This is a genomic window from Mangrovibacterium sp. (assembly GCF_041596335.1).
GTDB lineage: Bacteria > Bacteroidota > Bacteroidia > Bacteroidales > Prolixibacteraceae > Mangrovibacterium.
This window is the reverse complement of the sequence record NZ_JBFHIT010000004.1, coordinates 14,354-36,629: the sequence shown is the minus strand read 5'-3', so window position 1 is coordinate 36,629 and position 22,276 is coordinate 14,354. Positions and strand designations below refer to the sequence as shown.

The 22,276-nt window shown below is 43.5% G+C and carries 9 protein-coding genes; 1 reads left to right on the top strand and 8 read right to left on the bottom strand.

Annotated features, from left to right (window positions below):
• Nucleotides 1-32: 32 nt before the first annotated feature.
• From ABZD21_RS02695 to ABZD21_RS02680, 4 genes are all read right to left on the bottom strand, one after another.
• The gene (locus ABZD21_RS02695) at nucleotides 33-3,293 is read right to left on the bottom strand and encodes a family 78 glycoside hydrolase catalytic domain (protein ID WP_372772717.1); all 3,261 of its coding nucleotides are present in this window, start codon (nucleotides 3,291-3,293) and stop codon (nucleotides 33-35) included.
• Nucleotides 3,294-3,307: 14 nt separating this feature from the next.
• Complete coding sequence (locus ABZD21_RS02690) at nucleotides 3,308-6,544, bottom strand: family 78 glycoside hydrolase catalytic domain (RefSeq protein WP_372772715.1); 3,237 nt, start codon at nucleotides 6,542-6,544, stop codon at nucleotides 3,308-3,310.
• Nucleotides 6,545-6,594: 50 nt separating this feature from the next.
• Nucleotides 6,595-8,055, bottom strand: a complete 1,461-nt coding sequence (locus ABZD21_RS02685) for a sulfatase (protein ID WP_372772714.1) — start codon at nucleotides 8,053-8,055, stop codon at nucleotides 6,595-6,597.
• A gap of 70 nt (nucleotides 8,056-8,125) precedes the next feature.
• Nucleotides 8,126-9,544 (bottom strand): hypothetical protein, encoded by a 1,419-nt coding sequence (locus tag ABZD21_RS02680; protein ID WP_372772712.1) that lies wholly within the window; start codon nucleotides 9,542-9,544, stop codon nucleotides 8,126-8,128.
• A 78-nt stretch (nucleotides 9,545-9,622) separates the two neighbouring features.
• Between ABZD21_RS02680 and ABZD21_RS02675 the strand changes: the two genes are divergently transcribed.
• Entirely contained in the window at nucleotides 9,623-10,561 is a 939-nt protein-coding gene (locus tag ABZD21_RS02675) for an AraC family transcriptional regulator (RefSeq protein ID WP_372772710.1), read from the top strand.
• 98 nt (nucleotides 10,562-10,659) lie between these two features.
• On the opposite strand, the gene ABZD21_RS02670 is transcribed toward ABZD21_RS02675, so the two are convergent.
• The 4 genes from ABZD21_RS02670 to ABZD21_RS02655 all read right to left on the bottom strand — a co-directional run bounded on the left by ABZD21_RS02670 (nucleotide 10,660) and on the right by ABZD21_RS02655 (nucleotide 22,271).
• A complete protein-coding gene (locus ABZD21_RS02670; protein ID WP_372772709.1) occupies nucleotides 10,660-13,185 on the bottom strand; it encodes a family 78 glycoside hydrolase catalytic domain in 2,526 nt (841 codons plus the stop codon).
• An 11-nt stretch (nucleotides 13,186-13,196) separates the two neighbouring features.
• Nucleotides 13,197-16,463, bottom strand: a complete 3,267-nt coding sequence (locus tag ABZD21_RS02665) for a glycosyl hydrolase (protein WP_372772708.1) — start codon at nucleotides 16,461-16,463, stop codon at nucleotides 13,197-13,199.
• 64 nt (nucleotides 16,464-16,527) lie between these two features.
• The gene (locus tag ABZD21_RS02660; protein ID WP_372772706.1) at nucleotides 16,528-19,356 is read right to left on the bottom strand and encodes a glycosyl hydrolase; all 2,829 of its coding nucleotides are present in this window, start codon (nucleotides 19,354-19,356) and stop codon (nucleotides 16,528-16,530) included.
• A gap of 26 nt (nucleotides 19,357-19,382) precedes the next feature.
• A complete protein-coding gene (locus ABZD21_RS02655; protein ID WP_372772704.1) occupies nucleotides 19,383-22,271 on the bottom strand; it encodes a glycosyl hydrolase in 2,889 nt (962 codons plus the stop codon).
• Nucleotides 22,272-22,276 lie beyond the last annotated feature (5 nt).

The following is a 22,276-nucleotide window of genomic DNA, read 5'->3' as shown; positions in this document are numbered from 1 at the left end:
ATCGGTCTGTTGGTGAATTTGGCCAACTCCCTTTATTGTGCCGACATAAGACTCGGGTTTGCCTTTATGATTGCCAACTCGCCTATTGATGGTCTTTCCTTTGCATTGCTGATATATATGCGACATTTGCCCGCTGTTACTGGAGAAAACGCAAGAGTCTTTTCGGCTCCAATCAAGTCGCCCTCAACAATGTCAACCCAAGTCTGATTATTCCAGTATTGAATTTTATAGCGTTCAATACTATTGCCTACCTCATGAATAACAACTGAATTAAAGATCTGTGGTTTAAGCCATTCAACCTCCAGCCATTCATCACTCAAACCATTCGCTTTCCAAGCTGTTTCCTTGTTTTCATCATTGGCTTTAAAGGCTTCGAAACCCGGATCTTTTTCCGTTTCAATATACATCGATGAAGCATTCATGCGTCCAATTACGGACAGGTTGTAGCCGTTATAAATCGGATCGGGAAATGTAGTTTCAGGCAATTGGTTTACCTTGAAATTGTAAACTCCGGAGACTGCTTCAAATACGACATAGTTACCCATAGCATCGCTTTTTTCTGTCCCTAGGTAAGTTACACCCTCAGCGTTTTCAGCCGGAAGATCTCCTTCCAACACCTTTTCCTTAGCAACAGCCGGAAGATATATTTTAGATGAAGTGTTAACCGGGATTTCAACATGAAATGTGGCACCATCACCGGATTTTTCCCAATTCACCACTACTTTTCCATACATCGATTCAAAAGAAGTATTCGCGTAAGCTAAATTCCCAACAAGAGCTGGTTTGATGATAAAATCTTGCATTCCACCGTTCTCGCCTGAGCGAATGCCACCAAAACCTTTGATAAAATAGCCCCCAATACCCGTATCGCAAGTATGAATTTGACTATTGCCTACAGCCGACCACCGCTCGGGCCAGGTGGTATGTCCCTGGCGCAGAAAGTAGCCATAACTTGGGTGACGGGTATCTTGCAGGAGTTCGTAAATCAAATCCATGCGCTCGCCCCCCTCGATAAAATAGCGCGTATAAAGTGCCTGACCCGAGCTCCCGGTATCGTAGTATGGGAAGCGATAAAGCATGTTATCTTCCAGTTGTGCCGTAACTTTAGCCACTTCCTCCGGCGGAGTGACGCCGGATAACAAGGCAAAAGCCTGATTTACCTGACGGCCATCGAGGTATTTGCCCGTGGCCGCATCGTACGACAATGCATGTGTGGCTTTTTGTTGTACTATTAGTCGGTCTGCAAACACTTCAGCATCGTCACTTTTGCCCAATGCTTCGGCCATTTTCATGGAACACTGAAGCATAAACGCGTAAACACAGTTGTTAAAATGTGCCGCTTCGGGCGAATTGCTGCTGTCCCAAAAATTGCCGCGTGGCGTACACCAGTCGCCCAAACCGGGCATTTCGCGCAAACCTTGTGTGCCAATTTTAAGCGCGCCTCCGGTTTCATAGTTGGAAGCATTGTGCATCCAGGTCATCCATTTTTGCATCGATTCGTAATTGTTTTCCAAAAACGATTTATCGCCGGTGGTATTGTAGGTTTCCCACAGGGTAATGGGGCTATTGGCTTTCCACATTAGAAATGGCCGATCCTCCTCGTTGAGCACCGCCCGTGTTTGTCCGTCATTAAACTGAGCATCGCGCATGTATTGCGCATATTGATCCATATAGGCCCCACTTTCGAAGTTAGGAAAGGCATCGCCATACATGGCCGCTACGGTAACTTCGCCCCATCCACGGCGTTCGCGGTGTGGACAATCCACCAAAATACCGTCCATGGTGTTGGCAAGGTAGGTATTCAGGTTCACCTGATAAATTTGGTTGAGCAGGGTATCTGAACTTTCGAAACGACTGATTTGTTGGCGATCGTTAGTCACCACATAGCCTTTGATATCTTTCAATACGGGCTTGTAATTCAATCCGTAAACCGTAATCCAACGCCCTCCTGCCACATTAAAACGGTTGGAGAATGTTCCCTTTCCGCTTTGGCCATAAATGTATTTGCTTTTCTGTTTCCAGTTCATTACCACTTCGGTTTGATCGCTAATTTCGAACAACACAGAATCGCCTTCGTGGCCATTGTACAAATTCATTTCAAAGAAGCCAGTATAGTTCTCCCCCATATCGATACGGTAGGTGCCGTCGGCGTTGTCTTTTACTTCTATAGCATCTAACTCTTTAAACTTCACTTGCGGCTCCACCATTTGTGCACTTAATTCGGCAGTAATGGGTCTGTATTCGGCTCTTAAGGTTCTATTTTTAGCTGAATTAAGCGCAAAGCTGATGTTATCGCCCTCAGGTAATTTTTCGTTGAGTTGCTTGTAATCATACACCACCGCATTTTGCCATGAAGAGTCATCATATTCGGCTGTATTCCAATCGTCCTCGCGGTTTCTATCATCGATAGTTTCGCCCCCAAAGCGAAGAATGTCCCAATCGCCGTAATATTCGCTATAACTTTTCTTACACTTCCAGCTTTCGTCGGTACCCAAACTTAGGTGTTCGTTGCCGGCAGTAATCTCTAGCTGTGCTTTAAAAACGAATGGAATGTTTCTGTATTCGGAGATACGACGCCAACGCGCCCAACCTGCCGCGTGCCAAACGGCAATTACATTATCGCCTTCTTGTAACTTATCGGCAATATCGTAGGTCAGATAAGGAATCCTTTTTTTCATGTAGGAGGATACCGGATTCAGCACATTTTCAGTTACTTTTTTACCATTCACATACAACTCGTGATAGCCAAATGAGCCCACGTAAACCAAGGCAGATTGCGGCTTGTCTTTTAACTCAAAATTTTTGCGGTACCAGTTGTGATCGGTTTTAAGCTGATCTTCTTTTAGGATCCAATCGCCTGTCCAATCTTCCGGATGTAAAAGACCGACAGTGAATTTGGCAGGAGTACTCCAAGCAGAAACGTTTCCATCCTTATCCCACACCCGTACTTTCCAGTAGCACTCTAGGTTGGAAGTAAGCTCAGCCCCCTGATACACAATATTTACCGACTGATTCGATGCGTTTTTACCCGAATCCCATAAATCGCCCTTATCCTTTTTTAGGTTACTCAAACTATTGGAAACCAACACTTGATAAGCGGTTTGATTTTGTCCACGCGTATTTTCACTGTCAATTATTTTCCAGCTTAAGCGCGGACTAGTATTGTCAATGCCTAAGGGATTTTCACGGTATTCGCAACGGAGATCGTTGACCTGCATTGAGCTTGAACTACATGCTACCATAAACGTGGCTAACAGGACTACCAGCACACTATTTTGAAATATTGATTTCATCTTCATTGTAAATTTTATTTGCACCAAACGTCAAACTCTGCAATTGTTGGTTTGTCTGTGGCATTTAGAATTAATACTCTACACTTGTTGGAGGAAACGTCTTTGAATCGGTGTTCTTTTTGTTCTCCCATAGTATTCGCAGATATGATGTCCATCCACTCACTACCTTTTTGATATTGTAATTTATACGATTCAATATGATTTCCTTTTTCTCTGATACGGATTTGGTTAAATACTTGCGGTTTTACCCATTCGATTTCCAGCCATTCGTTGTTTGCCTGATTAGCTTTCCATGCCGTTTCCACGTTTTCATCGTTGGCTTTAAAAGCCTCAAAACCGGGGAGTTTTTCTGATTGAATAAACATGGACGAGGCATTCATTCGACCAATTGTAGCTAGATTATTTGTTGGATTGAGCGGTTCCGGATAACTTGTTTCAGGCACTGCATTTACGGTGAAATTATACTCCCCTGAGCCTAGTTCATAAATCACATAATTCCCCACTGCATCGCTTTTTTCGGTGCCTATGTAGTTAACGCCATTTACTTTTTCAGCCACGATTTCGCCTTCCATCACATCCTCCTTATGCTTGGCAGGAAGATATACTTTTGCCGTGGTATTTACCGGTATTTCAAGGTGATAGTGCACTACTGTGTCGCTTCTCTCCCAATTCACCACAATCGTTCCGTACATCGATTCGTATGAGGTATTGGCATAGCTTAGATCGCCCACCGGTGAGGGTTTAATTAAAAAATGTTGCATACCATAAGCTTCCGAATCGGGCCGAATACCACCAAAGCCTTTAATGAAGTATCCGCCAATTCCGGTATAACAAGTGTGAATTTGACTTCCGCCTACAGCCGACCAACGCTCTGGCCACACAGTTTTTCCTTGCTCAATAAAGTACCCATAGCTTGGGTGTGATTTATCTTGCAATAATCCATAAATCAAATCCATACGTTCGGCATACTCGGTAAAGAAACGGGTGTAAAGTGCCTGTCCCGAGCTCCCGGTATCGTAATAGGGGAATTTATACAACACCTGATCGACCAAATTCGCATATACTTTCTGCCTTTCGGGCTCAGGCGTCACACCCGAAATCAGCGCAAAAGCCTGATTTACTTGATGCCCTTCGCCATATTTTCCCGTTTCCGGATTGTAGGTTTGCTGATGCGTGGCTTTTTGTTGTACGGACAAACGAGCGATATATGTTTTTGCTTCTTCGGTCTTGCCCAACACTTCAGCTATGCTTGTAGCACATTCGAGCATATAGGCATAAGTGCAGTTATTAAAATGAGCTGACTCTGGCGAATTACTAGCCGACCAGAAATTACCACGTGGCGTACACCAATCGCCCAAACCGGGAAATTCCATTGAGCCCTGTTCTCCAATTTTAAGTGCGCCTCCGCTTGTGTTGTCCGAATGCGCGTGGAGCCAATCCATCCATTTCACCATTGTGGTAAAATGATTCTCCAACAAGCGTTTATCGCCCAACATACGGTAGGTTTCCCAAATGGTAATTGGGCTGTTAGCCATCCACATCAGAAACTGAAAATCGTCTCCGTTTATCACAGCCCGCATCTTTCCATCATCGGCCTGAGCATCTTGCATGAATTGGGCGTATTGCGCCATGTAAGCCCCACTTTCGAAGTTGGGTAAGGCATCGCCATACATGGCCGCAACCGTTACCTCTCCCCAACCACGACGTTCGCGGTGCGGACAATCGACTAAAATGCCGTCGATGGTATTAGCGAGGTAGGTATTTAGGTTGATTTGATAGATTTTATTTAATAGTTCGCTCGAACTTTCAAAGCTACTAATCTGCTTGCGGTCATTTGTAATCACATAACCTTTAATATCTTTTAACTCTGGCTTATAGTTGATACCTGTAATGGTTATCCATCGGCCACCAGCCAAATTAAAGCGGTTGGTGAAATGACCAGTGCCTGATTTATCAAAGATATACATGCTCTTCTGCTTATAACTAGATGAACGCCCTGTTTGGTCGGCTATTTCAAACATGACAGTGTCGCCCTCTGAGCCATTGAATACATTCATTTCGAAATAGCCTGTATAACTTTCGCCCATGTCAATTACATACGAGCCGTCATTGTTTTTCTGTACCCCAATAGGCTTTATTTCTTTGAACTTTACTTGGGGCTCCACCATTTGAGCGCTAAGTGTGGCAGTAATTTTACTGGTAGGTGGGTTATCATCGGTACTTGGCACCAACACTGCACCTTTGGGGCCTAAGGTTATATCAGCAACGCCAACTTCAGTGGCTGTGGATTGATCGAAAACTACGGCATTGGCCCAATCAGAATCATCGTATTCGGCCGTATTCCAATCATCCTCTCGTAAACGTTCGTCAATAATTTCGCCTCCGAAACCTAAAATATCCCATCTTCCGCTATATGAGCTGTAGCTTTTTTTACATTTCCACGATGTGTCGGATACCAGTATTTGATCTGAGTTGTTAACAGAAATCTTAGCCTGAGCTTTAAACACAAATGGTGGGTCGTAATACTCCTCTACTCTGCCCCAGCGCGCCCAACCGGCAGCATGCCAAACTCCAATAACATTATCACCTTTCTTTAGATAATCTTTAATATCGTAGGTGAGGTAAGGCAAGCGTTTTTTCATGAACGAATAGACGGGATTCATGACGCCTTCGCTTACTTTTTGCCCGTTTACATAAATTTCGTGATAGCCGAATGAAGCTACATAAACCTTGGCCGAAGTCGCCTCATCGTCTAAGGTAAAATTCTTGCGGTACCAGTTATGGTCTTTTTTGTTTTGATCTTTCTTATAAATCCAGTCGCCTTTCCAATCGTTAGGATAGAGCAATCCGATGGTAAATTTAGCAGCATCGCTCCAATCAGAAGGTTCTCCGTTTAAATCCCAAACGCGCACCTTCCAGTAACAGGCTTGTTCTGAAGACAATGCATTGCCTTGGTAAAGCACATTTACAGATTGATTAGAATTGGTCTTCCCCGAATCCCACAGGTCGCCTTGATCTTGAGCTAATAATTCAGGGCTACTGGCTACTAACACTTGATATGCCGTTTGTTTTTGTCCGCGTGTATGTTTAAAATCTACCAGTTTCCAACTTAAACGAGGAGAAATATTGTCGATACCTAAAGGGGCGACCCTGTATTCGCAGCGCAGGTCGGTTAGTTTTACGTTATTGGCTCTGTTCCCGCATGAAACCATGAAGAAACAAAACAGAATAAAAAGAATTGGTTTTATCATGTTAGTTTTGGTATGTGCGTTAAGCACCCGTTTGGGGCGCATACGAGTGATTAGTTTAAGCCAGGCGATTGCACGACACCCGTACCTTCATTGAAACCCCAATAATTAATGGCGTGTTTTTTTTGATCCAGCACATAACCCCATTTTTGCATGTAATAATCACGCGCTTTAAAGTCATCGCCTATCATCTCCAATTTGCTATTTAAATGCTGATCCAAATCCTGTTGAACTAATGCGAACGCTGGTTTATTCACCAAATTATCCATCTGAAAGGGATCATTCAGGTTGTCGAAAAGCATCGCCGCACCTTCTGGCGTACGTGCATAGGTGTACTGTTTTGTGCGGATAGCGCGATATTCCTGATCTTTATAATTACCCCCAAATGGAGCAGGATTCATCACCAAAGCAACTCTATCGACATTTGGATCGGGCTGCTTAATCAACTGGGCTAGATTTTCGCCCTCAATGGTTGGTGGTATCTGCAGGTTTGCCAACCCCAGCAATGACGGAAGTATATCGGGGGTGTTAATTGGTGCATTAACGACTGCCCCTTTATTGTTGCCAATGGATGGATAAGAGATTAGGAACGGGACCCGGATGGATTCGTCCCACGCGAGTTGTTTAACAAAAGGTTTTACGCCGTGAGCCCCCATCATTTCGCCATGATCGGATGTAAATACAACGATGGTATTCTCCATTAAATTGAGGGTTTTAAGTTTTTCGAGAATAGTTCCAATGGCTTTATCGGTAGCAGTACAATGACCGTAGTATCCTTGCAACTCCTTACGCGTTTTTTCTTCCATTTCTGCCGGAACGTTGGGACTAAGTATTAATTGATCCGTTGGATACATGTCCTTCATCTCTTTGGGGGCCGATCCGTGTGGGTAATGTGGTGTGGCAATAGAAACAAACAACAAAAACGGTTCATCGCCGGAGGCATGGTCTGTCAGGTAATTATTTGCCTCGTTTGCAATGGCGTATGGAGAATAGCCTTCCCAATATTTCATCTCGGGATCGTTGTTGGCATAATAGGGCTCCTTGCTATAATCATGCGAGCATTCCAAACCCTTCCAAAAGTCGAACCCCTGGCGCCTTTCCGGCTCAACATTGTTCAACCTGCCATGCCCGTCGAGATGCCATTTGCCAAGGTATGCGGTATTGTATCCTTCAGCCTTAAAAATTTCGGCCATACAAAGCTCCTCACTTGGCAAATACAAGTCGTTTAAAAACATACCAGTTGTAGTTGGATAGCGACCTGTGAGTAGAGATGCGCGGTGGGGAGTACATACCGGCGCAACCGACACCGCGTTGGCAAAATTCACTGCCTCTTTTGCGAACTGATCCAGATGGGGTGTTTTTACATTTGGGTCACCGGCATAGCCCAATGCCGAACCACGCCACTGGTCGGTGAGAATGTAAACAATGTTGGGCTTTACCTCCGGGTCTTTTTTTTGACAACTAAAAAAGAGGGGTAAAAGCAGTATTGAAAAAGCTATTTTATTGTTTCCCATAACGTAAACTCGTTTGATATCTATTAAATACAGCAACTCATAATCCAATTGAAACCACAATCCGCACTCATTAACAAACCCGAACTACATCTAACCCAAGGATATGTCCCAGTTTCTCAATCTTATCAGCAATATGCCCAACGCCAATTGCGCAATGATGCGCGGGTCCTTGTTTTGACCATTGATTCATAAATTCTTTGGCACCAATCGGGAAACGATAGCGACTGTTGGTGTTTCCAATTTGCAATACAGGGCCTTTAACGGATTCTCCTTCGGCAACCAACAAGAAAACCTTTTCGCGATCTTCAACAACCGATAGAATGGTGACCGGACCGTGTTTTACAGTCATCTGAATCGACAGACCTTTACCCGGTTTTCCGTGATAAATTGGAAGCGGAACCAGTTGGACATTTCCTTCGGCAATGGCAACGTGTGCCGGGCCATCGTGACCAAGCATCACAATATCGTCGTTAAAATCCATGGCGTAGAATTCGGAGAAAGAACCTCCAACTCCAAACGAATCCATGATCTTCATAGCCTGCGCATTCTTAACTTCGCACTCACCGGCTACCGGGACATTACGACCTGTTAGCAAGGTATTTCCGGCAATAACCGAAGTTACTATGTTTTCATAGTCATTCCCACTTTCACCCTCGTAATAGTAAGCCATGGACCCCAGCTGATGTGCTTCAACCAATTTATCGAGCGCAATCGATGTGCGTGCTGCACGCTCAATTTCGTCTTGCTCGCACGCTTCAACCACCTCAAATGTGCTATGGAACTCCTTAATTTTTTCTTCCATCTCGGTATCCGTTACAGCATCGCGGAATTTTTTCACTTCGCACATTTCTACGAGCTCAATATGGGTACCAAAGGCAGCCGCTTGCTTGGTTAAATCGGTGTACACATCCAACATACCACAATAATAATGACCCAACACGCCTAATCGGTTGTTGCGCATTACTGCTGCCACATTCGCTGCATCAATCCATCCCTGAATATCATCCCAAACAGCCTGTTCTCCTAAATAACCGGTTACAAACTCGTAGCCAATACCGGCACGATTGAATACGTTGGCTAACTCAGGAACTGAACAAGCCTGACAATGCGCCAACCATTCGCCGGTCATTTTTCCCCGATCGCCCAATTTATTGAAATTTTCATAGTCAATAGCGGCAACGGGTTGAATGTTTAAAATAATAATCGGGCATTTTAGCTTTTGTGCGACTGGCAAAACTGTTGATGACAAAGCATAGGTTGAAACGTAAAGAAAAACGATATCAACATCACTTGTTTTTAAGAAATTACCAGCTTCTCTTGCTTTTTCGGGAGAGTCAACTAATCCCGCATCGACCACATCTGCTCCAAATTCCTGCATTTTTTCTGCAATTTGCTTTTGGTAGCCGTTTAATCGGTCCAGTAATCCTTCAAACTGATCCCAATATGTATCTAATCCAATTCCGAACAGTCCTATTTTTGCTTTGTTCATGTAATTCCTTTTAATAAATTAAATCACTTTTTGATATTACTTTAACTAATTTTGAACACAAACTTAGACTTACAATCAATGGTTTCAAATATAGAATCTGACAAATCGATAGCACAATATGACAACTCAAAACGAAATTTCAAGAAATATCTTGTCATATCAGAGCTGGACCTTAAGTGGGGTTTTGTTATTAAAGATAGCGGCTATACCACTTACCCTGAAAATTCGGTTTATCCGGCACAAGGCCATCCGGGCACTTACATGTTTTCGTGGAAAACAGGACGTGTCTTAAATGAGTATCACCTGGTACTTATTTCTAACGGTGAAGGGATATTTGAAAGTCAATCAGCAGGGAAACAAAAAATACGCTCCGGTGATGGCTTTTTACTATTTCCGGGCGAGTGGCATCGATATAAGCCGCTGAAAAAGTCAGGGTGGACCGAACACTGGGTGGGTTTTTCAGGTAAAATGGCTGATGAATTAATTAAGGAATACTTTTTCAAAAAAGAGAACCCAATTGCAACTAAGTTTAACAATCAACTCGTATCAAAACTCTTCAAAACAATTCACCAACTGATCGAAGAAGAACCATTCGGATTCCAGCGAACGGCTTCAGGGTTGTGCATCCAACTTATGATTGAGTTTTGCAACACGCAATATAAACCCGAGCTCAAACGAGAGTCATCTATTTCGCGGGTGAAATACATCATGAACGAGAAAGTCGACGAGAACATTGACTTTAAAACACTTGCAAAAAACCTTGGAATAAGCTACTCGAAATTACGAAGTGACTTTAAAAGCCAGACCGGCTTGCCACCGCTGCAATATTTTCTACTTCTTAAAATTGAAAAAGCCAAAGATCTTTTACAAAGTACAACTTTAAGTTCGAAGCAAATTGCTTTCAACCTTGGCTTTGAATCTGATTTCTATTTTTGTCGTCTATTCAAAAAGAAAGTAGGTTTAACTCCCCAAAAGTTCCGTGAAAACGAGTGGGCAAAAATCGAAAAAATGAGTTGACCAGCCCTCTGAAATATTTCATTTCCATTCCGAACCGGTCTTCTCAATTCTAATTTCTTTCTGTAAGCTCCTCTTAAATTTCGCTATCATCATCCGGATCATTGCGAAATTGATATCTGATATTGTCCCGCGTTCAGTGTTATCCTATTGTCCTCAACCGGTTGCCGATTCAGTTTTATTTGTTCGTTTGTATAGTCACCGAGCTGAACATCTGCTGAGGTATTTTCAGGAACAGTTACCGACCAAATAATCACACCCTCTTCGCGCTTCCATGAACTTTTGATTAATCCATGCGGAGAACGGTAAGATACTTTTACCCACTCCAAATCGGGTAAAAAACAAGGCTTCAAAAAGAAGTGCTTGAATCCGGGATGGTCTGCATCCGGACGAATTCCTCCTAAACTTTCGTGAAACGATGCAGCAAAACCACTGTTCATTGGATGGTTAAACGAGTTTCGATAATAGCGTTTCCCCTCCGGCCAATTGTTTGGCGTCTCCGGCCAGGTTGTGAGGTCATGCTTTTCGGTCATAAACCCAAGGCTCGGATAATCAGTAATCGTCCATAAATGATGCGTTACATCAGCATGCCCAAAATCGTTAAGCATGGTATATAGTGGCCGGTGACCAAAAATGCCCGTGTTATAATGTCCCTTATGGTCGGTCATAATAATAGTGGCCAGCTTATCTGCTACGGCTTGTTCGTTCGCTTTAGGAACAAGCTGCGAGAATAATGCAAATGCGTTTCCGGTTTGCGAACCAAAGGAGTTATTTGCAGCGTCAAAATACTTGCTATTAAATGCCTCCTTTACAAACTCCGCTTTTTTTGCATAGTCTAATGCAGCATCAGTTTCACCTAAAACAAGCCCCATTTTATGCATGGCCAGCAAGCTTTGATAATAGAGAGCCGTGGAGGTAAGTGCCGGTGGAGTATCCATCTCTGCATTTCCACCCGGAGGACACCAGTCGCCATAACCGCCATCGATAATACCTTCTTTTTGAACCTTTTCGTCAACATAAGCCATCCAGCCCACCATCATCGACCAGGCATTTCTTACGATCTCCTTATCGCCATTATAAACATACGAATACCATGGAACCATTACAGTTGCAGCTCCCCAATCCGGACGCGCTTGCAGGCACAAGCGTTTTCCTACCGCTATATTTGAAGGAGTACGTGGGTCGTACGGAAAATCGTCTTTAAAATGAGCTGGAGATTCACCCAGTACCGTTTGCATATCAGCCGATACTTTTCTCCAAAAACGCGTAAGATCGAAGTTAAAGGTTACAGCTTCGGCCACAGCATAAGCATCACCAAGCCAGGCACAACGCTCGCGGTGTGGACAGTCGCTTAAAAGTCCCTGCAGATTATCTTCAATGGTCCACATGGAAACATCGTAGAATTTGTTGATTAATTCGTCTGAACATTCGAATGTACCAATCCGGTCAACATCGGTTCGCACCAGCCAACCGGTAAAATCGTCCAAATTTGGTTTTGTGCTTAATCCCGTAATTTGCACGTACCTAAAACCATGGTATGTAAAACGTGGTTCCCATTCTTCCAGACCTTCTCCCTTGCAAATGTAAATGTCGGTTTGAACATCGCCAGTAACGTGAATTCCAGTTGACGCCGGGTCTATATTTTTCCCATCAGGCATTAGCAATTCAGCAAACTGCATTTTAATAGCCGTTCCTTTGGGTTCCTTCACTTTTAACTGCAACCATCCGGTCATGTTTTGCCCCATGTCGATAATCCAACCTCGTTCTGCCGGGAGCACAGCAATTGGCTCAACTTCCCGAATTTTGCGCATGGGCTCCATCTCTTGTTCAAGCAGATTGCTCGTTGGTGCATCCAACGTTTCAGCTGAATCCCACACAGAATCGTCGAAGTCTGGCATACTCCAATTTTGAACTTCACGCCGGGCATCATAAGTTTCGCCGTGGTAGATGTTATCAAAAAGGACAGGACCATTCTGTGCTTTCCAGGTGTTATCAGAAACAATGATTTCGATTGAGCCATCTGAGTAAGCGATCTTCAAACTTAACAAAGCTCTTGGCGTACCATATTCCAATTTACTCCTAAAGGCTACATTTTGACCAAAGAAACCATTCCCCAACATTATTCCAATCGCATTATCTCCATGTTGTAGTTTTTCTGACACATCGTGAACCACATAAAACGCTCGTTTATCGTAGGACGTTTGTGCCGGGTCAAGCACCCTGTCTCCTACTTTGTTGCCATTCAGATAAAGCTCATGAAGTCCCAGTCCACAAATGCGAACCTCTGCCGACTCAATCGACTTAGAAACACGAAATCTTTTTCGTAGCAAGGGTGAAGGGTATGATTTTTTGAATGTTGTTTTCAGTTCTTCTTGAGTAGGGTTCCATGTGTTAATATCCGAGGGCGGTTGATTAAATACCATATCTCGTCCGGCCCATTCACGGGGACGGTTATCAGTGGTATAGCCAATCCAAACCGCTTGTCGCCAATCTGTACTATCTTGGTTCTGAGATTCTGGTAAATGCGACAAGTTTGAACCTATTTCATCGGTCTCTTTTTGCCATTGTTTAGAAATATTACCAAATGTTGTAATCGAAAGTATATGAAGAATAAATAAAATTTTCATCTGTACAGGAATTAGTTAATTATTTCAATCGTTACCGGCCCCAATAATCCCGACGAATGAGGTGTTTCACCTTCTTTAATATCATCAACAACCGTCCAGGTGTACCTTTCCGATTCCGGCAACATTTTATCTTTAATCATACGGTTGCGCCAAAGGTTCACCACTTCAATTTCGAGTGTATTTTCGCCTTGTCTCAGCAAACCCGAAACATTCAAACGATAAGGCGCCATCCAAACACCACCAGCTTTTTTCCCATTAATTTTAACTTCAGCCATAACACTTACCTTACCAAGGTTGATAAACAAATCGCCATCCCCGGGCAGTTCTTCAACCTTGAAAGAAGTGGTATAAACAGCAGCGCCCGAATAGTATTTAATCAGCTCGTTATCTGATTCAGCCCAATCTGCAAGTTCATTAAAAACCAACTCTTTGTCCGGGCCGATTTCTTTATTGCTGAAATCGACAGTAAAGGCCTTGTTTATGGTTTGAATGACTTTCGGCTCCTGAAAATTCGTTTGATAACCAGCATTAATATCATTTAATTTGGCGTTGGTAAATACCACAAACCAGCTTTGTGCTGCTTTTAATGTAATAGGAACTGAAATGCCATTCTCCACTTTCGAGAATTCGTTCAACCGCTTTATTTCGCCGGTAACAGCATCCCACAGTTGAGGTTTTAGGTTTTTATCCACCCGAAATACTGGATTAATTTCAATCTCGTCATCGCTTTGGTTGCTCATGAAATAAATATCCATTCCGGGCATTGTGCGGTGGGTCCAAAGTATTGGCGTTTCTTCGGGTACATCAACATCCTTTTTCAGTTTTAAAAGGCTGAAAACTTCGCTAAGTTCCTGCCCATCCAAAACCATTCCTTCACCGTATTTATTGGTCATTATCCCGTCCACATAATCTGTTGCCCAAAGCTTGGCAGCTATTTTCTGCACTTGGTTATCACATTCAGGATAGTTCTGAAGACTTGGTGATTTTTCAGGTCTCGAACCGAGTACGACGCCACCCTGTTGAACCAGTTGTTCCAATTTTGCCAAAATTTCCGGACGCATTGAATGTACCGGAGGAAGTACCATCACGCTGTAACTCATTCCATCGGGTAAAACAAATTTGCCATTTTTAACCGAAAGGCGGTCGAGAATTACTTCTCCGTTTATGTAATCGTATGAATAACCTTTGGGAATTTCCGGGTTGCGACCACCTGTCATTATAGGCGCATTTTCGCCAATAAAATAGCAAACATCGGCAGCGTATTGTCCCTGCTGCAACAAATACTGGCAACGGCGCAAGTAATCGAAATAATTATGAGTCTGCCCGAACCAAGTGTTATGCCGGTTAAATTCGGTACTAAACCAGGCATTCATTCCGGGCATTCTGTTGTCGTCGGGTTGCTGAATATACAGGTGCAACACCAAATGATTGATTCCTTCGGTGAAACTCCAATCACCACGTTTTTTAAGCATGGCCGGATGACGTAGATACGACTTTTGCCCGGCAGTAAATGCCTCGGCCGAAGTTCGCCTTTTGCCATAAGCGTGCGAAGTTGAAGAAGAAGCCTTACACTCAATGTTCCCTAAAGTGCCTTCGTTCCAGAATTCACCTGCTATTAAGTCAGACTGCCCGCCGTACATCATAAATTCCGATGGAAATCCCCAGTGACCATAGTTTTCCAACCATGTTTGCAGGTAGTGCTCATTACTGGCTTTTTTCAAACCACCCACGTATTCATAGGCCACATCATCGGCAACCGAGCGCCGCAAATCCCAAAGAAAACGCTCCGATTCTTCCACACTGCCAACAATTCGTCCCGATAGAACAGGCAAGTATTTTACGGGGTCGTAACCGTATTTTTCGCTGAATTTCACCTCATAATCATCGGTCCAGTTTTGCGAGCCCATTTCGTAACTGTCGGCAATCACATATTTAAAAGCCGATTTACTGTTTTCCGGGATTCGTTTTAAAAATTCTCCCACACAATTATCGAAATGATATTTCGCCAGTTTGCTATTCATTTTATCAACCTCGTACCCTTGTCCTTGAGGCGCCGATGGTGAATTTTTTGTGCCGGTTGGTGTCATTCCAATGCGCATAATGGTCCACTCCCCTTCCGGAGCATCCCAATTCAACTCGCCGTTTTTATTTACAAATTTGCTCACATCGATTACTTCTTCCGTATCAACAAAAAGCTCGGGATCTGTATTTGAATTCTGGGTTTTCCATAAATAGGTATCCCATTCGGGTTTTGGTGTCGGATGCATTTTACCCAGCTGTTTTTCGATATACTTTTCTAAAACCGGCGCTTCCGAAATACTAATTTCAGCAAATCCTGCTTGTTTTGTTCGACTGCTAAATTGCGTACACTCAAGCCTAAACTGCTTGGATTTTATTTCATTTAAAGAAAGGGCCAGCGCCCCTTTTGCAATTGGACCAACATTTATATTGAAATTGCTTCTATCAAATTCAAACTGCTCGATTAGTTTGTCATCGCCATCAATTATTGCATATAACGAGCACAAACATTTAAAAGCATCGGCTCCCGGAGTTATTGAGATTTGACGTGCGGTTAGTTCTTTATCCAGTTTTATATCAATTGAAACACTGGACGTTCTATCCACTTTAAAATTTGCTTCTGTCTCCGAATTTCCATCAAATGACTTTTGCAGGCTTTTAATTGCAGGCGTACTTTGCACTTTTGCATGCAAAGCGATTAAATTTTGTTGCTCAGCTTTTGGAGCTAAAAAAGCCAACGTGTGCGTATCCTGAAATTCTTTTTGAGGTTGAACCAATCGTACATTTACCTTTCCGGGGCCTTTTACTTTAGTTTCACTAAAATTAAGGTAACGCATAGCCTTTTTGTAATCAACCCAAGGCCCACCCGACTGGCTCCATCCGGGACAGTTAAAAATACCGATATCAACTCCAATCCGTTTTCCTTCGGTAACTGCATGTACCATATGCGACCACCAGTCTTCGCTTAACATTGGCACTTTGCCATCAATGCCGGCAGGATTTATGTTACCAATTAAAGCAGCTCCAATACCGGCTTCTTTCATGGCAAGCAAATCGTTGGTAATGCCTACTTTCGAAATATCGTCATTAATCCAGTACCAATAACACCAAAGAGTATTATCATCGGTTGGAGTTTCAAATCCGGCTTTTAGTTCCTGAAACTTCGTTTCTGAGAATTGAGTAGATTCATGACATGAATAGATTGCCCAAATTGGTAACAAGAGGACGAAAATGGTTTTGATTTTAGTTATTGGTCTCATGAGTTATTGATTTAAATATCTCTGGTTCTGGCATTAAAAAAGCTTATCATTTTTATCAGTTTAGTTACAAAAGCATTCTCAGCAACTTCACATCCGATTTAAGCCCGATCGACTCCGGTTCTTTTAAAATAATCCATCGTTTTGCCGCACTGTTTTCGGTTAACGAATTGGCATAATTGGCCAAGGTGGTGGTGTACTTTATTTGCAGCTTGTTTTCGCCTTTTCTCAGCGTATTTTCAGGAATGGCATACAAATGCCTGCCCCACCAACGTGTACCAAGTTCAACGCTGTTGATTTTTACTTCTGTGATTTGTTTTTCAATTCCAAGGTCAACAAAGGCCCAGGCAGCGTCTTCTAGTTCTACATTGGTTTCGTAGCAAACTTGCCCTGCAAAAGTTGCAATCCGTTGATCGGTGTGATTGCCAAACTCAAACAATTTTTCGCTTGCTATCTCAAATTCTTCTCCTTTAAAAGGCTTGAATTTCATTTTCCAATCGCCACCAATGGCAACACCCGATTTTTCATCAGGATAACCCATTGAAGCGACCTCTCCATCCTTTCTATCGTCCAGTACAACCAGCATCGATTCAAGCGGCTGCAATTTGATATTTATGACTCCCGGCTCATAGGCAGTCATTAAATACCGTTCACCTGTTTGTGGATTCCAACGCCATGCCGTTTTTTCCTTATTTGCAAAAATGGCCTTAAACACTTGTTCTTTTGCCTCGTCCTGGTTTGATAAAAAGAAAATTTCGCAACTATTGGTTTGGTGTTTTAGCACATAAAGTTTTTCATCTTCACCATCGATGGTAATCCCCACCTGTAAATTAAATTCGGCCTTAACTCCTGACGCCCAACGGGTAACCGACTCGCCCTTTTCGGGAGCATTCTGCACGACAACATTTTCCAACGCCAAAGCTTTACTCATTACAGACCGCACTTCCTGATCGCCTTTTTCTTTTTCAAAATACGATGGTGTTTCCGATGGAAGCTGGTCGACAAAAAGAAACTTTACACCTTGTTTGGCCAGTTCGTAAATAGCCTTTGCAGTTGCTGGCAAAATTGCGTTTGCGCTTGAAACTATTACCAGCTTATATACAGCCTTTTCACTTTTCAGTTCTGTTCCTTCTGCAGTTGCCCTTTGCAGCACACCTTCATTAATATAATCCGCGGCAACACCAATCCGGCTGAATCCTTCCCATAAATCGTGGTTGTACCAAGGGTTTATATAGAAAGGAGTTCGCATGAGCCCCCACTCTTTCCAAATATCGGCCTCGGGGGTTAGAATTGCCACATCGGTAACCGGTGTAGAGTTTTGGAACAAAGCCGACAGACGGGCGTTGTACTTACTCCAATGTTTAAAATAAGGCCACCAGGTATTTTGGTCGCTAAAGTAGGCACCATAGCGAACCCAGCCGGGAAAACCGGCTTCAGGTGGAGAATAGTTGTACCCGTGCAATATGGAATGGTTAATGCCTGAAATAAAGTTGAAGTCATCGTTCTTTTTAATCGTATCGAGCGTGGCACGAAACACTCCTCTTGTGTTTGTCATTGCCTCGCTGCTTACCACCTTTGCCCCGCTTAGGTGGGCCGCCGACGATGTGTATTTATTCCAGATCCAGTAACCATGCGATTTGGCATCGGGTGAATAAATCCAGTTGTTACTTTCCGGAATATCGACCATACGATATCCATCCAACATGCCCATCAACCAAGGCATTCCGTAGGCCTGGTAACGGCTTTTCATTCCGTGTTCGTTTGCCCAATTATGAAAAGTTTGAGTAAAGCGTTCCAAAAACAGCTCTACCAATGTTTTATTAAAATCGTAACGAATTCTTTTTATATCCTTGTTAAAGCTTTCGGCATAGTTCAGTTTGTCCGTAAATCCCTGATACGGATGATAATAAACCAGCGGGATGAATGGTTTTAGATTGTACCCCCTTCGGGTTTCAAACGCCTCAAAAAAGTCATCAGTGATATTGGCACCTGATAGTTCTATACTGTCGCAAAATAACGAGCGGATGTGGTCTCCCATTTTGCCTCCCAGTTCAGGTTCCAACGCATCGGAAAGCTTATCCATGTAGGCTCGCACATCATCGGCATCGTAATGATCTACCACAGGCCCTTTCGAACCAGGAGCCCCGTGCATAACGGTTCGATAAGCCCTCTGTTTGGTTCCAATGTACAGGTCGTGTTTACCTTTGGGGACTTTAATTTCAACCGTCCCATCTTCGTTAACATCTGCTATCAAATCAACTAGATCTGCTTCGCTGCTTGCACCGTGTGGAATTAACTGCAAGAAGAAAAGCTCGGCATCGGGTGCATCCGGATTTATATGGGCACTATCGTTACCCGGTAATTGCCATTCTTCCTTAATATTTAATGGAACGGTGAGCGGCCCATCAAATTCCATTTTGCGAATTCCTACCCCTTGCAGGAATTGGTCTTCTTTTAAAAACTCACCACCAAAAGGCCAACCCGAACCCATAATCAGGTCTACGACCATACCGCGTTGTTTAGCCATTTCAATGGTTTCTTTAACGCGTTTATTCCACTCGGGGCTAAGCCAATCGTAGCACTCGCAATCAACCGGGTGTCCACCATCGGGTTTGGCGATCGGATTTATTTCAACGCCACCAATTCCGGCAGCCTGCATTACATCCAACTCACGTTCCAGTTCATCCGGTTCAATACAATCGCCATTCCACCACCATCGCACAAAAGGCTTGGCACTTGCCGGTGGATTTTGAAAAAGATTAAACAAATCTTCACCGCCCATGATGGCTTTATTGCCCGGGGTATTTTTTTGCGCCCACACATTTCTGCCAAGTGGCAAAAACACGCTACTACCGGCAATTAAGGAGGTTTGGATAAATTTTCTTCGGTTTAACATGGTATTGATTGGTTTAGTGATATGATCTATTCGTTTTTAAGTCTGGTTTGTATCCGCACAGGACCTATTAATCCTGATCGCAAAAGTTTAGTCGCTTTTGTGAATTTACGAATATTGGTGCTTGTATATCTTTCATCTTCCGGCAAAAATTCATCTCCAATCAAGCGGTTGGGCCAAAGATTTACCACATCAATTTCCAGTTTATTTCCTTTTTCTTTTAATGCTGAAGTGATATTCACTTTAAAAGGCTTAGTCCAAAGAACGCCCAAATCTTCGCCATTTAACCGAACTTCGGCTACTTCATGTACCTCTCCCAGATCGATATAATATTCTGAACCAGTATTTTGAAAACTTTCAGACATATCGAATGTTTTATGATAGGTAGCTTTGCCCGAATAGTATTTTATTCCTTTATCACGATTCATTGTCCAATCGCCTAACTCCTCAAAAGTTGCTGAGGCGGGACCACCCCACTGCGTATCAAAACGAACTTCCCAGGAGCCTTTCAGTTGATGGACTGTTTGATAACTTGCCCAGTTTTGTCCGGTATTTTGCTCGGTAACCGGCTCTTGAAATACAATAAAGTATGAACCACATGGATCAAATTCAATGGGGATTATCGTTCTTCCGTTTTCCTGTTTAAAATTGGTCAGTTTTCGAATTTCGCCCGTTACAGGATTCCATAATTCAGGCTGTTTACCGGTTACCCTGAAAGTACATTCAACCTTTTCAACAGGTTGCCACCTGCTGCTTACAAAGTAGATGTCTGTATCACCTGTTTCACGGTGAATAAAGTCAACTACACCCTGTTTGCTTACGCCAGAAACTTCAAAATCAGGCAATACTTTCTTTTGCACCAACGCTTCGCGAATGGTAGCATTCCAAACAAAACGTCCTTTACCAATTTTGCTTTCTCCTTTATGCTGTTCTCCCCAAATACGCCCGACTAGTTTTTTATAGCCGTCAGCATCATCTGCGTTTCCAAGAAATGCCCCAGGAGCTTTGCCCACTATGGTTGCTCCCTGTTCAGCCAATTCAACTAACTTTTGCATGGCCTTAAACGATACCGGAGAAATTGTGTCGAGCACCAACACCGAATAACTCAATCCATCGGGCAAAACCAATTTTCCATTTTCAACACTTAGCCGGGTTAAAAGCACTTCCTCGTTGCACTTGTCGTAATCGTACCCAATGCCCAGGCTTGATGGCGGATTTTTCAATCCATCTTCCCATTCACTTGCATCACCATTTGAGCGCATTCCATGCCCTTTATAAAACAGCACATCGGCAACAAACAGTCCTTGTTGCAACATGTGCGAACAACGCGAAAGGTAATCGACAAAAGAGGCTGATTGATTCCACCAGGTAATGGTTCGGTCGAAATGCGTTCCGGCGCTGTGAGTCATTCCCGGCACATCGGTTATCGACGGGCGGTGCGAAAAGGTATGAAAGCAAATCCAGTTTAGACCATCGCAAAAAGCCTGGTCGGCAGCAGCTTTCATCAGAAACGGAGACTCCTCCCAATTGGGGCCAACCGAAGTAAACGATTCGGCAAAAACCCGGTTAATGCCATAAATATGTGCCGCAGTTGCAGCTTCTCGCACCAAAAACCGCCCCGATGGTTTTTCGCGGTGTGGCGATGGCATCCAGAATTCGCCCATAGCCACGTCGCATCGGCCCACACATTTCAGTAAATCGGACTGAAACTGATGCGGACCGGCAGCTTCGGCATACGATTGCAAACCGTGCTGATGCGCCACATCGCGTTGATGTTCATAATGGTTTTCAGAAATCAAATCACTAATGGTTAACTTAAAATCGTTTTGAAAACGGTCGCTTTCTTCGGTTGAATTAATGGTTGTTCCGACCAAAACCGGTAAAAACTTGACAATATCGTACCCACGACGTTTTTTGAATTCTTCTGCAAAATATTTCGTCCAGTTTGGGTCGCCAGCTTCCCAGCTGTCGCATTCCACATAGCCAAATGCCTTGCGTTCTTCGGGACTCATTTCATTCAGCAACAAGCCGGCTGTATTTTCCCAGTGCAAATCGAAAACTTCCTTACTCAAATGGTCGATATAAAATACGCCGTTCAGATTTCTTCCGGTCGGGCGATATCCAAAACGAAGAATTTTCCAGTTTCCTGTCGGCGCATTCCAGCGCAGGTTTCCATCCTCATCAAGTTTGTCGGTCAAATCAACAAGCTCGTTTAGTTGAACTGTTGCTTTTTCAGGAATTGCTAAAATGGCAATATCGGTGTACTGCAAATTCTGGGCGTTTTTCACTAGTTCATTTTCAGCCTGCCTTTTGGTTTGCACCGGCTTTTGTGGTTTATCTAGTTTTAAATTCAAAATTTCACCCCCTGCAATTGTTGTATCGCCCCAAACCATTTCCTGCTGACCATATTCAGGAGTTACCCAAGGAGCAGCACAACCTGCCGGGCCAATGAAAACGCCAAAGTCGAGTCCTAGCCGACCCGCTTCCTTCGATGCAAATCGCACCATCTCGCGCCAATGTTCCGACCACATTTCCATCTTTTCTTTTGCCTGCTCCAAGGTTCCTCCGTTGTATTCATCGGTAAACTCATATCGGATTTCAGTGCTATCGATAATCGTTTTCTTTTTCCATTTATTCGGACCAAAAGGAGCAACACCTCCATCCAGCACCATACAACCCGAAAGGCCTTTTGCTTTCATTTCCTCCAAATCGAGCGTAATGGCTTCTTTTGTTGTAGGCGTTTGCAGCCACCACCACCAGGCTTGCGGGCGAGCTTCGTGGGGCGGATTTTTGAAATGGGCTTCCAGATTATTATTACTCGAACGTGAGTTATTTTCATCAGCAACTTTATCGCTGAGCTTCCATCCGTTCGAAAACGAAATAAAAACACAGGTGAAAACGAGTAAGAAATTCTTCATACCTA